13 protein-coding genes and 1 pseudogene are annotated in these 14882 nt (G+C 62.6%); 6 read left to right on the top strand and 8 right to left on the bottom strand.

What is annotated here, in order from left to right:
* Nucleotides 1-123: 123 nt before the first annotated feature.
* Nucleotides 124-774, bottom strand: coding sequence for a flagellar transcriptional regulator FlhC (gene flhC, locus OKW35_RS09695; protein WP_184065986.1), 651 nt, complete (start codon nt 772-774; stop codon nt 124-126).
* Nucleotides 774-1094 carry a flagellar transcriptional regulator FlhD gene (flhD, locus tag OKW35_RS09690; RefSeq protein WP_090802472.1) on the bottom strand — a complete coding sequence of 107 codons (321 nt, stop codon included), beginning with the start codon at nt 1092-1094 and terminating at the stop codon, nt 774-776. The genes flhC and flhD overlap by 1 nt, the downstream gene beginning before the upstream one ends.
* Nucleotides 1095-1892: 798 nt before the next feature.
* On the opposite strand from flhD, the gene OKW35_RS09685 reads away from it, so the two are divergent.
* On the top strand, nt 1893-2957 hold the full coding sequence (locus OKW35_RS09685; RefSeq protein WP_090802471.1) for a glycosyltransferase family 4 protein: 1065 nt from the start codon (nt 1893-1895) through the stop codon (nt 2955-2957).
* Nucleotides 2958-3256: 299 nt separating this feature from the next.
* Here OKW35_RS09685 and OKW35_RS09680 read toward each other — a convergent pair whose 3' ends face one another.
* On the bottom strand, nt 3257-3559 hold the full coding sequence (locus OKW35_RS09680; RefSeq protein WP_013090908.1) for an H-NS family nucleoid-associated regulatory protein: 303 nt from the start codon (nt 3557-3559) through the stop codon (nt 3257-3259).
* A 287-nt stretch (nt 3560-3846) separates the two neighbouring features.
* Here OKW35_RS09680 and aqpZ point away from each other — a divergent pair, with 287 nt between their 5' ends.
* The 3 genes from aqpZ (at nt 3847) to OKW35_RS09665 (ending at nt 6109) form a co-directional block, all read left to right on the top strand.
* Nucleotides 3847-4587, top strand: coding sequence for an aquaporin Z (gene aqpZ / locus OKW35_RS09675; RefSeq protein ID WP_184065992.1), 741 nt, complete (start codon nt 3847-3849; stop codon nt 4585-4587).
* Between the two features lie 173 nt (nt 4588-4760).
* Nucleotides 4761-5528 (top strand): histidine phosphatase family protein, encoded by a 768-nt coding sequence (locus tag OKW35_RS09670; RefSeq protein ID WP_429551777.1) that lies wholly within the window; start codon nt 4761-4763, stop codon nt 5526-5528.
* A gap of 287 nt (nt 5529-5815) precedes the next feature.
* Nucleotides 5816-6109: a PXPV repeat protein gene (locus tag OKW35_RS09665; RefSeq protein WP_429551776.1), complete on the top strand. Its 294-nt coding sequence runs from the start codon at nt 5816-5818 to the stop codon at nt 6107-6109.
* Nucleotides 6110-6210: 101 nt separating this feature from the next.
* Here OKW35_RS09665 and OKW35_RS09660 read toward each other — a convergent pair whose 3' ends face one another.
* The gene (locus OKW35_RS09660) at nt 6211-7032 is read right to left on the bottom strand and encodes a Cof-type HAD-IIB family hydrolase (protein WP_429356315.1); all 822 of its coding nucleotides are present in this window, start codon (nt 7030-7032) and stop codon (nt 6211-6213) included.
* Nucleotides 7033-7088: 56 nt separating this feature from the next.
* Entirely contained in the window at nt 7089-7970 is an 882-nt protein-coding gene (locus OKW35_RS09655; protein ID WP_429551775.1) for a BadF/BadG/BcrA/BcrD ATPase family protein, read from the bottom strand.
* A 140-nt stretch (nt 7971-8110) separates the two neighbouring features.
* Here OKW35_RS09655 and OKW35_RS09650 point away from each other — a divergent pair, with 140 nt between their 5' ends.
* Nucleotides 8111-8707 (top strand): DNA-3-methyladenine glycosylase I, encoded by a 597-nt coding sequence (locus tag OKW35_RS09650; protein ID WP_429551774.1) that lies wholly within the window; start codon nt 8111-8113, stop codon nt 8705-8707.
* Between the two features lie 162 nt (nt 8708-8869).
* Nucleotides 8870-9219, top strand: a pseudogene (locus OKW35_RS09645) (hypothetical protein).
* Between the two features lie 100 nt (nt 9220-9319).
* Here OKW35_RS09645 and rpsU read toward each other — a convergent pair.
* The 3 genes from rpsU to OKW35_RS09630 form a co-directional block, all read right to left on the bottom strand.
* Entirely contained in the window at nt 9320-9532 is a 213-nt protein-coding gene (rpsU, locus tag OKW35_RS09640) for a 30S ribosomal protein S21 (protein ID WP_006050883.1), read from the bottom strand.
* 418 nt (nt 9533-9950) lie between these two features.
* Nucleotides 9951-10892 (bottom strand): aldo/keto reductase, encoded by a 942-nt coding sequence (locus OKW35_RS09635; RefSeq protein ID WP_429551773.1) that lies wholly within the window; start codon nt 10890-10892, stop codon nt 9951-9953.
* Between the two features lie 442 nt (nt 10893-11334).
* Nucleotides 11335-14778 carry a tetratricopeptide repeat protein gene (locus OKW35_RS09630; protein WP_429551772.1) on the bottom strand — a complete coding sequence of 1148 codons (3444 nt, stop codon included), beginning with the start codon at nt 14776-14778 and terminating at the stop codon, nt 11335-11337.
* Nucleotides 14779-14882: the final 104 nt, after the last annotated feature.

Raw genomic sequence — 14882 nt, 5'->3', positions numbered from 1 at the left:
CAAAAAAGCGACGGTTACCGTCGTTAGTCAGGTTTACGGCACCGGGGCGGAAAACTTTGGGGAAAAAGACGGCGCTCGAGTCCGGTGTAAACCAGAGGCTTGCGCTGCCTCAACGCGTGCTGCTCAGACTTCGGCGGTGACGAGGGTATCGAGCGTGGGGGCGGGGCAGCGGGCCTCGTGAGCTCGCGCGTCGGTCACTTGCGGCACCTCGGCCGGGACTCCGGCGACGGCGATTTGCCGCTCGGCCCGCGTTTGCGCCGCCTTCTTCGTCTTGCCCGCGCGCGACGGCGGCTGACACAGCCCGCAAACGAACCCGTGCTGCGGATCGTGCGCGTGCGCGACGAAGTGGCCGCCGCAGCGGCGGCAGGCGCTCATCTGCAGCATGCCCGAGTCGAAGAAGCGCACCAGCGTCCAGGCGCGCGTGAGACTGAGCACCGGCTCGTCGTCGTGCAACTGCACGTGCTCGAGATACAGCCGGTAGCTCTTCACGATCGATTCGATCGCGCGGCAGCCGCCGTGACCGGCCATGAAACGGTAGATGTTGTAGAACAGCGACGAATGAAAGTTCGGCTGCCAGGTCATGAACCAGTCGGTCGAAAACGGCAGCATGCCCTTGGGCGGCGACACCCCTTTCAATTCCTTGTACAGCTTGACGAGCCGGTCGCGCGACAGGCTGGTTTCCGCCTCCAGCAATTGCAGACGCGCGCCCAGTTCGATCAGCTCGATCGCGAGGGTGATTTCCCGGACTTCGAGTAAGACGCTCTTACTGGCCATCAGCCGATCTGCTCGACCGGCTGGCTCGCCATCAGGATCGCCGAATGAGCCTGCGCCATCGCGCTGGACTTGTCCTTGTCCGCAAGGGCGGACAGCACCGCGTGATCGTCGAAGCGGAAGCGGCACAGCATCTGGTTGGACGCCGCGAGCTTGACGGTCTGCGCCAACGACAGATTGGCGAGCACGTCGGCCAGCTGGTCCGAAATACCCATGCGGAACATGCCCATCGGCTTGTCTTCGCGCAGCAGACGCTGGGCGAGCAGCAGATAGGAAAGATTGACTTCCCTGATCTCACTGAGCATATGGCTAGTCGTGCTCATGATTTCCCCCGTTCGTATGCCCGGCTGGTCAGGCCGATTTTTGCGGAAACGTTTGCTCGAACGCGCGCGCTGAATCCGCGCGAATCCGCTCGTCTCTGGTCTTGCAAGCATTGTCTCGAAAGGGGGCACAGCCGAAAATCGGAGAGACACCCCAGCTGGGTGACGGATTAATCCGTCATTTGTGTAGGAATTATTCCTACAACCCGGGTTGCGGCGAGGCACGAATTGGGCCGAATTGATGCGCGGGGCGGGACTGACGATGCGTGCTGGGAATTTATACGGCTGCGGCGTGTACCGGATGGTGAGTTTTCAGAACTTCACCGCCGCACCGTAAATCGGTGGAAAAGAATTATAAGACGTTTTCAGCCGGCTGCAATCTGGCTCAGTTAGAGATCTTTCCCGGCTCATCCGACCCTCGGGTCCGCCGCTTGCTACGGTGCATTTCGCCTGTCGAGCTTGATTGAGTCGGTGGAATTACGCTTCCCGATGATGGGGCCCTGTTGGCGGCTCGACCTTGCGCGGCAGCTGTAACGGTCGATGTTTCGCGCTGTAACAACATTAAGCGTTTGAAAAATAACTCGAATTACCGCGGTCGATCCCGATAATGAAGGCTAAGGGATTACCCGATAGCTATTTCGGAGCCCCCTCGGGCGGGGCAAACCGCGCCCAACCGTCCGGTTAGGCAGACGTACCACGCGCCATTCAGCCGTGGTGCGAAGCCCCGGTAAGTATCAAAAATCCGCATGGGATCCGGGTCGGCGCCACAGCGCTAACTTTGATCGACACAGGAGAAAACGCATGCGAATCGCACAAGTCGCGCCGCTCTACGAAGCTGTCCCACCGAAACTCTATGGCGGCACCGAACGTGTCGTGTCGTATCTGACCGAAGCGCTGGTCGAGCTCGGCCATGACGTCACGCTGTTCGCGAGCGGCGACTCGGTCACGTCCGCCAATCTCGAGGCATGCTGGCCGCGCGCGCTGCGCCTCGATCCGACGATTCGCGATGCATTGGCGCCGCACGTGCTGATGATGGAAAAGGTCCGCAAGATCGCGCACGAGTTCGACGTGCTGCACTTCCATCTCGACTACCTGCCGTTCCCCCTGTTCACGACGATGGACACGCCGTTCGTGACCACGCTGCACGGTCGTCTCGACTTGCCGGAATTACAGCCGGTGTTCGACGCGTTCTCGCATGTGCCGGTCGTGTCGATTTCGGATTCGCAGCGTCTGCCGCTGCAGCAGGCCAACTGGCTCAACACGATCTATCACGGTCTGCCGGACCAGTTGCTGACGCCGCAGCCGCACAAGAAGCCCGAATATCTCGCGTTCCTCGGCCGCATCTGCCCGGAAAAACGCGTCGATACAGCTATCAGGATCGCCGCGCAAAGCGGTCTGCCGCTGAAGATCGCCGCCAAGGTGGACAAGGTCGACATGGAGTACTTCAAGCGCGAGATCGAGCCGCTGCTGTCGATGGCGCATGTCGAGTTCGTCGGCGAGATCAACGAGGCGCAGAAACCCGAGTTTCTGTCGGGCGCGAAGGCGCTGCTGTTCCCGATCGACTGGTCCGAGCCGTTCGGCCTCGTGATGATCGAGTCGATGGCCTGCGGCACGCCGGTTATCGCGTTCAACCGCGGCTCCGTGCCTGAGGTGATCGACCACGGCGTGACCGGCTATATCGTCGAGGACGTGCAAGGCGCAGTAGCGGCTCTGCAGCGTCTCGACGAGCTGTCGCGCATCGAAATCCGCGCCCAGTTCGAACGCCGCTTCAGTTCGAAAACGATGGCGCAGAACTATATCGACGGCTATTCCGCCTTGATTGAAACGTCGCGGCGCCCGGTATTGCGCCAGGTCGCGGTCGGCTAGGCGCGCCTGAAAACGGCCGGCGCTTTTACGGCTGGCCGTTTTCGGCCCGCATTGAAGCGGCGCTGTGAACCTTCGCTTATAACGCCGCAATAGCGGCGAGTCCGGCATCGGAATCGTTTGCGCGAGCGAAAAACGAAGTCTTTTGGCTGCCGGACGCGAAAAAGCCGCCCTGTGTGGGCGGCTTTTTTAATACAGGGATGGTTGCGCTTCCACGGTGGACTTGCGCGCGGCGAATAAGCCAAACAGCAAAGAAACCTTCAGACCGCCTTCACCCCGTCTCACATCAGGTCGGGCGGGCGTCACGCCGAGCCAATCAGAAATCGCTCGCGATTCTTGCCGACGATCCATTTGGGCGGCTTGCCGCGCCCGCTCCATGTATTGCCCGACTTCGGGTCCTGATATTTCGCCGGCAGCGGCGTCTTCTTGGGCGGGCGGCCGCGCTTGGCGGCGACCGCGAAACCGAGATCCTGCGCGGTCAGACCGTATTCGGCGATCTTTTGGCGGATGTCGGCGACGACATTGTCGATTTCCGTGCGTCGCGCTTCTTCTGCCTGTGCCTGCAATTTGGCAATCTGCGCCTTGAGGTCTGCATATTGAGACATTCGGTTCTCCCCTTTTCTAGAACTCATTCGACCGCAGACTAGCTGCAATTATAAAAATTCGCAATGGCGACTAATACCGGTTTAGCGAATTTTCCTCTGATAATTATTAAAGAGTGTGAATTGTAAAACCTGCGCTTTATCTCGTAATAGTTTATAAATTCTGTGCGGATTGACAATCTTTGACACTCGATTTGGCGCTGTCTGCCTAGAATTGCGCGCTCAAGGTACGTACTCGCCCTTTTCGATGCGTGCTTCTGAAGTACCCATTCTTTTTAGGATCACCAAACATGCAGTTGTCAAAGCGCCTCGTTGCCGAATTGCTCGGCACCTTCTGGCTCGTGCTCGGAGGCTGCGGCAGCGCGGTCCTCGCCGCCAACTTCGCCGGGCCGGTTCACGGATTGGGCATCGGCTTCGTCGGCGTGTCGCTGGCCTTCGGCCTGACCGTGCTGACGATGGCTTTTGCGATCGGCCACATTTCGGGCTGCCACCTGAATCCGGCGGTGAGCGTCGGACTGGCCGTCGCCGGCCGATTTCCGGTGCGCGATCTTCTGCCCTATGTCGTCGCGCAGGTGGTCGGCGCGGTGCTCGGCGCATTCGTGCTGTCGCTGATCGCGTCGGGCAAGCCTGGCTTCGACCTGGTCGCGAGCGGCTTCGCGACGAACGGTTACGGCGAGCAATCGCCGGGTCACTACTCGCTCGCCGCTGCCTTCATTTGCGAAGTGGTAATGACTGGCTTCTTCCTGTTCGTGATTCTCGGCGCGACCGACCGCCGCGCGCCGGCCGGCTTCGCGCCCATCGCGATCGGCCTGTGCCTGACGCTGATCCATCTGGTCTCGATTCCTGTCACCAACACGTCGGTCAATCCGGCGCGCTCGACGGGCCCGGCGCTATTCGTCGGCGGCGTGGCGATCGATCAGCTGTGGCTGTTCTGGGTTGCGCCGATCATCGGTGCGGTGATCGCAGGTGTCGTCTATCCGCTGATCGCTGAGGATCGCAGCAGCGATGCGCGCAAGCTGGCGCTCGACTGACGGCCAGTTCGACGCCCCGGTCTCGCGATCGTCGCGTAGCCGGCATGAATGGGCGCCTCGGCGCCCATTATTCATTGCGCTCGCCAATGCGATATGAATGCCGCGCCGGCCGCGTGCCGGTGGGCACCGCTGCTAGAATCGGGCGACTTCCCAGCCTCGTACAGGTGCTTTCGATGAACCGTTTCCGCGGATTCCTGCATGGCGTCGCACTGTCGCTCGGCGGCCTGTGCGCGAGCACGATGGCGTTGCCGGCCGCGTCCGCGGCGACGAACACGGCGACCGTCGTTGCGACCGCGGCCCCCGTCGTTGCCGCGGCGGGCGGCAATATCGAAACCCTCGTATTCGTTCGACACGGCGAGAAACCCGCGCAGGGGTACGGCCAGCTAGACTGCCAGGGGCTCAACCGCGCGCTCGCGTTGCCGGCCGTGATCGCCGCCAAATTCGGCAAACCCGATGCGATCTACGCGCCCGACCCCGCCCAGCAAAAAGACGACGGCGGTCATCCGTACTATTACGTGCGCCCGCTCGCGACGATCGAACCGACCGCGATTCAATTCCAGATGCCGGTCCAAACACCGTACGGTTTTGCGCAGATCGACCAGCTCGGCAACGCGCTCGTCGACCCGGCCAATCGCGGCAAGCTGATCGTCGTTGCCTGGGAGCACAAGCTGATCGAGAAGCTGTTGCGGCAGATGTTGAGCGCGCATGGCGGTCGCGCGGCCGACGTGCCGAAATGGCAAAGCGACGACTTCGACAGCATTTACATCGTCCGACTCGACTGGCAGAACGGCACGCCGCGCGCGAGCTTCAAACACGATCGCGAAGGGCTCGACGGGCGGGCAACCGATTGCCCTTGCGCGGCCTTGCCGGGAGTGTCGACATCTTCGGCAGGGGCGGCCTCTTCCGCAACTTCGGCCGCTTCGGCGCCCGCGGCGGATTAATTGAGCAATACAGATGTAAGCCGTGTTTACGTGCGCTGGCGCGGCAAGCGGCGAGCGTGCGCGACCAGCCGCCTGCCGGCTTGAATTGATCCGCCGCAAAGCCCCGTGCGGCGCGGCTGCAAGCGAAGTAAGGTATTTGCGCGCAACGTCCGCGCGAGCGTTTTTTCTAGCTTCGATGACTTCGACGATGCTTGCAGTCCGTAACATCTGGTCGCAGTCCAGCCCACCTCGAGTGCGTACATTGGCCCTGTGCGACAAACCTACGTCGCCTCACAGGAGAGACCAACATGAAACGCATCGTCACTCACTTGCTGGTTGCTGCCGGACTCGCGGCGGGCGCATGCGGTGTCGCGCAAGCGCATACGGATCTGAGCGTCGGCCTATCGCTCGGTGCCCCGGTTTATGCCGCGCCCGCGCGCGTCTACGCGGCGCCGGAGCCGGTGTACTACGGCAGCTGGGATCATCGCTACCCGCGCGGCGACTACTACCGCGACTATCACCGCGATGACCGGGGCTGGGGTCACGACAACCGTCGCTGGGGTCATGACAATCGAGGCGAGCACCGCGGCTGGCGGGATTGAGGAGCGCTAGCGGAGCGCACGCTGCGCGCTTCGCGAGCAACTGTTGCGGCCCGCATCCACGCGAGTGGATGCGGGCCGCTTTCAATCGCAGTGACTACGGTTCAAGATGCCAGTTCGTCGTTGAGCGCAAACAGTTTGCGCAGATGATGCGCAACGCCCGCCTCGAAATTGTTGCCGATGCGCGGCACATGCGGCAGACGGGTGATCAGATCGGGATTGGCGTTGTTCATCATGAATGGATGGCCGGCCGTCTCGAGCAGATCGATATCGTTCATGTTGTCGCCGAACGCGACGCAGTGCGACGCGTCGACACCGAGACGCTCGAGCACGATCTGCAGGGCGCGCCCCTTCGACACATTCGCGGTCATCACTTCGAGACAATCCGGCAATGAATACGTCACGTACAGTCGTTCGCCGAAGTCGCGTTCCAGATTGGCGGCCACCCGCGCGAGATCGGCGGGGTCGCCGATATACAGCGCCTTGGCAATGTCGACGCCATCGTGCTTCGGCAGGTCGGTCACTTCGTACGTGAAGCCGGAATCCTGGTGAAATTCCAGCAGATGGGGCGCGTCGCGGTCGATGAGCCACGCCTCGTCTGCAAACAGACTGACGATCACTCGACCATGCGCGCCGACAATTTCGGGCTGCACGAGACGCTGGACGATCGCCGGCGGCAAATCGTCGGCGTGGATCACCGTGTTGTCAGGCGCGTGAATGCGCGCGCCGTTCGACGTGATCAGATACGGATTGATGCCGAGCAGATCGCGGATGCCCGCGACGTCGCAGTAATGCCGCCCGGTGGCGATCACGAACTGCAGCCCGTCGCTTTCGAGCTTGCGCACCGTGGCGACCGTGAACGGGTCTACCTGGTGATCAGCGTTGAGCAGTGTGCCGTCGAGATCCGTGGCGATGACTTTATACATGATGAGTCCGGCGGCTGAACCGTCGAGGCAGCGTCAAAGCGGGTATTTTACAGGTCTCATCGAGCCAGCCGCTGCGCCTCGCGCCGCGCCAGTTGCAAGCCGCCATGCGCCGAGTCTGCCCGCGGCTCGCGCAGGCGCGCCTGATACTCCCGCGGCACGTACTCGCGCAACGGCGTACCAAGGCCTCCGCATAACGCGACCGGCAGCGCGTCCGTCGCGTCCAGCGCGGCGATCATCTTGCCGACTTCGACGCCGGCCTCGCCGAGCAGCCGCGCCGCGAACGGATGTGCGCGGTGTTCGATCGCGATCGGCGCGAGCCGCGCGTAGGCAGTCTGATTGGCCGTGCACAGCCACACGACGAGACTGTCGCGATCCCGCGCGCCGGTATGCGCTAGCAGCGCTTGCGTGAGATCGTCGACGGCAACGCGGCCATCCAGCGCCTGTTGCGCGTGCACGATCAGCCGGAGGCCGAGCCACGCGCCGCTCGCTTCGTCGCCCGATGGAAAGCCGTAGCCGCTGGCCATGCGGAATTCGCCGTCGCTCGCGAGCGAAGCCGCGACGCTGCCGGTGCCGAGTGCGACGATCACGCCGGGCGCGCCGTCGTGCGCGCCGAGCAGGGTCGTGTAGGCGTCGGTTTCGACGGCCAGTCCGGCGAGCCGCGGCGCCTGCTGGTGAAACTCGGCGAGCCAGTCGCGATTGTTGACGCCCGCCAGTCCGCAACCGAGCACGCAGCGCGACCAGTCCAGCGCGACTCCGGCTCGCTGGAACGCTTCGCCGCAGGCGGCCTGAATGGACTGCCATGCGCGCGGGATGCCGAGCCCAAGGCCCGATGGGCCGCTTGCCGCTTGCGCCAGTTCGCGGCCCTGCGCGTCGCCGAGCACGACGCGCGTGCCGGTGCCGCCGCCGTCGACGCCGATCAGAAAGAAGTCGTGGTTCATCGAATCGAATCAGTTCCGTGGGTGAAAAACGCTTAGCGTGGCAGGTCAGTTTGAATCGCGCAATTAGCCGATTGGCCAGCTTGCGGCGTACACCGCTTCCGCTATGCTGGCGAACGACATGACCACGCGGGGGCACGACAGTGACACAACGATGCAACTGGGTATCGAGCGAAGCGCTCGCACAGTACCACGACACCGAATGGGGTGTGCCCTCGCGCGACGACCAGCACCTGTTCGAGATGCTCGTGCTCGAAGGCGCGCAGGCCGGTTTGTCATGGTCGACGATCCTCAACAAGCGCATCGGCTACCGCCGTGCATTCGCCGACTTCGACATCGACAAGGTCGCGGCCTTCACGCTGAAGCACGTGGATGCGCTCGTCGCCGATGAAAGCATCGTTCGACATCGCGGCAAAATCGAGGCGGCCATCCTGAACGCGCGCGCTGTGCAGCAGATTCAGACCGAACATGGCTCGCTCGCGAACTTCGTGTGGTCATTCGTCGACGACACGCCGATTCAGAACGAATGGGCTTCGTATAAGCATGCACCTGCGTCGACGGAAGTATCGGACGCGCTAAGTAAGGCGCTCAAGCGCTACGGCTGCAAATTTGTCGGTTCGACGATCTGCTACGCATTCATGCAGGCGGTCGGCATGGTCAACGATCATGAGACGACCTGCATGTGTCGTGAGCGATGCGTGTCGCTGGGCAAGAAGGGGCGTGGTCGGAAGGCGAGGTGAGGCCACGGCGTCCGCGGGAGGCGCAAACGCGTGAATTGGCGCCCTTTCATGCGCGTAGTCGGCCCTTCGTCGGACGACGCACGGCGGATACTCGTCGCCATGCGCTCACGCGATGCGCGCTCAACAACAAATAACTACCGCCTCGGACGCGGGAGACCAACCATGAAAACACTTAGCTTCCTGACCCACCAGGACATTTACGATCAGTCCGTCACGCATCTGTTCGAACAGAAACGCGCTGCGTTGCTACCGAGGGGCGGCGGCGCCTACCGCGGCTATTGCGGCGGCTGCCCGGTCGGCAACATCCCGCTTACATGGATGTCGGCTTGGCCGCGCTGAAAAAAGCGCTGCTTCGCGCCCGCATGAACGTATACGACCCGGTGACCATCGCTTTGCTCAGTTGCCTGCAAAACGTGCACGACGTGTTCGGCACATGGGAGTGGCACGACCGGCTGGGCTCGATCGCGCGCGAGTTCGGGCTGTCGGCCGAACGGCTGAGGAGCGCGGCGTAACGGCTGCACGCAGGGGCAAAATCCGACGCTGTAAAAGCAAAACGGCGATGTGGCTTCTTTCGAAGCTCACACCGCCGTTCGGCGTATGTAAAAAGCGTGCTTAGTGCAGCTTTTTCGGCAGCATCTGGCTGCGCAGACGCTTGTGCAGGCGCTTAACAGCTGCTGCCTTCTTGCGCTTGCGAGCCGTGGTCGGCTTTTCGTACGACTGGCGTTCACGCAGTTCAGCGATCAGGCCATTCTTTTCGATTGCGCGACGAAAGCGGCGAATTGCCACTTCGAACGGCTCGTTTTCCTTCAGAAGAATCGTCGTCATGTAATTCCTAACTCAATCACTAGATACGGGTTTAATTGCATGGCGGTAACCGCTCAGGTCACCACTCACGCGCCGGCCCTCCGGTCGCTCCGATTCATGGCCAGTAACAGGCAAACGCGAGGCTGATAAACAACCCCGGCCAAACCACGAATGAAGCGAGAGGCAAAGCGGCCACGGAGGCCGGAAAAGAGAGGTGGGGAGTTCACCGCGGAACGCGGACAGACGTAATGCAAAAGCCGCGTCTGTTGCCGTTTCGCCAACCTTTCATCAACCAAGAACACTGAGGAAACAGGCAAAGATCTCAATTCACTCCCGATCATATCAGGAAACTCTCCATCCTACCAGGGGTTCACCGATTGCGCCAGGCTATTCCCTGGCGCGGATCGCCCCCGCGTTGGCGGCCGAGGTGTTCGCCTTATCAGGCGCTCGCTTCGTCCAGCTCACGAATATCGTCGGCGGCGAGGGACAGCTGGACGGCCGCGACCAGGCTCTTCAACTGCTGGACCGAGGTTGCGCTCGCAATAGGGGCCGTAACGCTCGGGCGCGCGATCAGCCATGCAAGCGCGATCGCGGCCGGCGTGCTGCCGTGCCGTTGCGCGACGCGGTCGAGCGCGCCGAGAATCCGCAAGCCGCGCCCGTTCAGGTATCTTTCGACCCGGCTCCCGCGCGCCTTGCCGGCCAGATCGGCCTCGCTGCGGTATTTGCCTGACAGGAACCCGCTCGCGAGGCTGTAATAGACGACCACGCCGAGATGATTCGCGAGCGCCACCGGCTCGCTGTCGCTCTCGTATTGCGCGCGGTCGTACAGGTTGTATTCGGGCTGCAGCAACTGATACCCGGGCAGCCCGTGCTCGCGCGATACCGCGAGCGCTTCCTCGACGCGCGCGCCAGTATAGTTAGACGCGCCGATCACGCGCACCTTGCCCGCCTCGATCAGCTTCTGATACGCACCGAGCGTTTCGGCGAGCGGCGTCGCGGTGTCGTCGTCGTGGGAGAAATAGACGTCGATGTAATCGGTTTGCAGGCGGCGCAGCGAGTCTTCGACCGCCGCCTGGATATTTGCGGCCGATAGCCCCTTGCGCTGCGGATGCTTCGACACCTTGGTCGCAAGCACGATCCGCTCGCGCTTGCCGCTCTGACGGAACCACTTGCCGAGGATCGTCTCCGACTCGCCGCCCTGGTTGCCGGGCACCCAGGCCGAGTAGACATCGGCGGTGTCGATGAAATTGAGTCCGGCTTCAACGAAAGCGTCGAGGATCGAGAAAGAGGTGGCTTCATCGGCCGTCCAGCCGAATACGTTGCCGCCGAACATGAGCGGGACGACCTGCAACGAGGAAGTGCCGATCCTGCGTAGTTCCATGATGGCTCCAGGTATGAGTGGGCGAACGCAATGCGGGAAATGGCCGGGCAAACCCGGGACCGTTGAGCATACGCCGCCTCGCACTACGTTGCAGCCCCGGGCACGAAGGCTACGCCGCACGCCTCGCGCTTGAACGCGGTCGATGCGTGGCGCAAAAGATGGCGCAATAGTTTGCGCACGTCTCAAGTTTATTCAGAACAACCACCGGCGCGATGATCTATAGGGTCAGGACAACTCGGCCAATACGACGACGCAAACGACCGGCACGTACACAGACGTCTCGGTAATTGTGGCCGGCTCCGTCTTGAGCGTCCCGATCTCGAGTACGCCCGAAGGACGGCGAGGCGTTCAGCGTGACGCCCGCCGATAGTCTGTCGCCTGAACTATCGCTCTACCCCACGTGCCCGCAACAAAGCTTTAGTTGACCGACCAGGCGCAATGGTCACTTCAGGAACGTCGACCATGCCTGGTGTTCGCGGTAGTACTGATCCTCCGCAGCATCCAGTCCGTTGTCCTTGTACCAGGGCAGATGCCTGCACGTGTACCGTCCACCGAAACGCACCGCAGCCAGATGAGTTTCGCGGCGGAAGTACCGCTTGTTGTAGACCGCAAAGGTCGTATCGATCGGCGCGCGAAAGATCGGGTCACCGTTGGCGGTCGCCGCGATCTGCTGTTGCCAGAAGCGTGCTTCCCAGTCGATCAGCCCATAGTTCTTCACGCCGTCCGACTGCATGATGGAGAGTGCTTTCTCGTCCATCAGCGCGGGTTGCGAGATGTCGAGAGCAAAGCCGGCCTTGCCGATTTTCAAAGCTTCCGTGGCGTCTATCAGGTCGAACAGGAAAGTATCGGGCAACTCGGGATTCAGTTCGAGATCGGGATCGGTAATGCAGAAAATGTCCGGCAGCCGGTGATAGATGACGTCTGAAAGCGTGAACGCGCGCGGCCCGACATTGTGGTCGAGCCGTGCGACGCTCACCGTATCCTGGATGCTGGCGAGGTAGTCGAGCATACCGGGGGCGCTCGATGCGTTGTCCACGACGATGAGATTGCGCAATCCTCTGCCTTGGAGCTGCGACACCATCCGGCGCAGATATGTGACGTTGTTAAAGGTCGGGATCAGAACCGGCACGTTGGCGATCAGGGCGCCGACTGGATGCCGGTATTGCCGGCTATCCGCCCTGAGCGCTGCCAGCTCGCTCGCTGGCTCAGCCCGGTTGACCGGCGCGATGCGCTCAAGATCGCTCACGTATTGTGAGACTCGGCTCAGTTCCTGGCGGATATTCCTGTCGTTCGGCAGCAGGGTATCGGCCTTGCGCAAAGGCTCCAGTGCCTCAAAGGGTTTCCCTTGCTGCCGCAGCGACGTCGCCAGCATGTGCCATGCCTTGCCGATTTCTGGCAAGAGCGTGGTGAACTGGCGGGCTACAGCTTCGGCCTCGGCAAACTGCTGCTTGTCGAGCAGGAGCGTGAGCGTATCGACGAATTCACCGGCCAGCGCGGCGCGCTGCTCGGGCGACAGGCCTGCTGGGCTGTCCCCGGTGGTGTGCGCATTGCTGACATGGGCCAGAACCTCGAAATGCTCAGGCTCCAGTCCGTCGCACCACCGCTGCCACATGGTGTGAAACGCGCGCGAGGCGGCGTTGGAGATCGCGCCGGCGTCGATCAGGACCGACTGTCTGCAGTACTCGCGCAGCTCGCCGCGCACTACCGCGAGCGCTTCGGGGTCGGCGGCCAGCGCGGCGCACTTGCGCACGAAGTCGTCCTTGTCCTGCGCAACGAAGGCTGAGTCGAGCCCGAGGTGCGAGAGCCACCCCGTGCTGCCGCGGCTCGCCATCGAAACGCCGGGCAGGGTCATGGTGGGCACGCCCATCCACAACGCTTGCATGGTCGTGGTCGAATTGCCGAAGGGCAACGTGTCGAGACAGACGTCGATCAGATTGTGCTGCTGCAGGTAAGTCGAGACATTCCCGCGCTGCAGAAAACTGATACGGCTCAAGTCGATCCCTTCGCTCGCGAACAGCCCGGTCAGCTTGTCCATCTGCTCCCGTGCCGTAATCGCGCCGATGACCATGCGCGAATCCGGTACCTCGCGCAGCACGCGTGCCCAGAGCGCCACGACTTCAGGCCCGATCTTGACGATGCGGCTGAAGCTGCCGAACGTGATGAAGCCGTTTTTCAGGGCAGGTAACTCGTTGACGTCCGGCGCTTGCGGGTGCGGCTTGAACGGCGCGAGCGCCGGCAGGAACACGAGCTTTTCCGAGAACTGGCGCTCGAATTGTTCGAGCGGCGTGACAAAACGGTCCGACAGGTAATAGTCGACGGCGTCCAGCCCCGTCGTGGCCGGATTGCCGATCCAGCTCGCCTGGACCGGCGCCGGCTTGTGCGCGAAGGCCACGAGCCGGTTGCGGCCGGTATGGCCGGACAGGTCGATGAGGATATCGATGCCGTCGTCGCGGATCTTCTGCACGACTGCGTCGTCGCTCATGCCGAAGATTTCGCTCCACGTCTGCGCATGCGCACGAATCTGCTCGGTGAAGCCGTCGGTCACCGCGTAGTTCGAATAGATGTGCAGTGACAGACTCGAATCGAGCGCCAGATGCTCTAGCACCGACAGGAAGAAATACGCAACCGGGTGACCGAGCAGATCGCCGGAAACAAAACCGACTCGCAGGCGCCGCGACGGATCGCGGTCATTGGTGTGCCGGGGCCGACGCGCACGCAGCGGCGCTTCGTGGCGCGCCGCAAACTCCCGGAACTCCGCGAATGCGCTGAGCGCGTCCAGATCGGGCTTGTGCATCAGGGTGAACAGCAGGTTGCTGTGGATTATCGCCTGCATCGGTGCCAGTTCGAGCGCACGGCGGAAGGCGGTTTCGGCTTCGTCGTACAGACCATGCTTGAGCAGCAAGAGGGCAAACGCGTCGCACTCGAGGGCGTCGTTCGGCGCCAGTTCCACGGCACGGCGGAGATGGACGATCCCCTCGGCGTACCGGCCCATCTCCTCTAAGGCGGTACCAAGGTTGCGATGTAGCGCGGCGCTTTCCGGATATTTTTCGAGCGCCTGCCGGCAATGCGCTTCGGCTTGCTGATACTGGCGGGTGGCAATCAGCCCGTCAGTCAGCATCGTCCGGGCGGCAATGAAATTGGGCAGCAGGCGGGCGGCGTGGTCGGCTGCCTCGACGGACTCGGTGTAGCGGCCCGTGCGTTGCAGGACACGCCCAAGTTCGTACCAGCATTCGCCGTGCGACGGGTATTGATGCGTCAGGCGGCGGGAGACCTTCAGCGCCGCCTCGAGTTTCCCGCTGTTGAAGAGATGCTGGAGCTGGCGCATCTCCTTGAGGCTTGCTCGGCGCGTATCGAGCTTCACGCGCCTGTCCGTATCGGATGCCGCAGGGGAGCGCGTGTCGCTCCCGCTCGCATCAGCCTGGGGAGCGAGAGCGGGCGCAGCCTCGGGCTTCGGCGTGGCCGGCAGCGGCGCTTCTTCCCCATTGATGCGCGCGTGCAGCATCTGGACGGCCGCCTCGGGCAGGCCTTGTTGCCGCGCGAGGTCGAGCACGACCCGCGCCGCCTCGGTCTGCCGGCTGGCGACGAGGGCGTTGATGTAGTAGACCCAGATCTGCCCATTTTTCGGCACCTGCCCGAGCGCCGCCTCGAAATGCGGCACTGCTTCGGAGGGTCGCCCCGTTTGCATGAGCAGCACGCCGAGGTGGTAGTGCGCGTCGGTGTGATCGCTCGCGGCCTCCAGGACGGAGGCATAACGCGCGGCCGCCTCGTCATATTCCTGCAGGCGATGATGTTCGATCGCGCTCTGCATGGCGAGCGCGATGTCGTGATTCTGCTGCGATGCGGCGGCAGGCGTGGCGGTGCAACCCGGAGGGAGGAAGGCGGTCATGACGAAGGCGCGCGTACGCGTCAAGAACTCGGAACGTTGGAATTATGGGGGGTGGGCAATTGCGCCGATCGTCCGAGCTAGCGTCAAAACGGGCGCCAATTTGC

The sequence above is a fragment of the Paraburkholderia sp. MM5477-R1 genome (assembly GCF_050436385.1).
In the GTDB taxonomy this organism is placed as follows: domain Bacteria; phylum Pseudomonadota; class Gammaproteobacteria; order Burkholderiales; family Burkholderiaceae; genus Paraburkholderia; species Paraburkholderia tuberum.
This window is presented reverse-complemented; position numbering and strand designations above follow the sequence as displayed.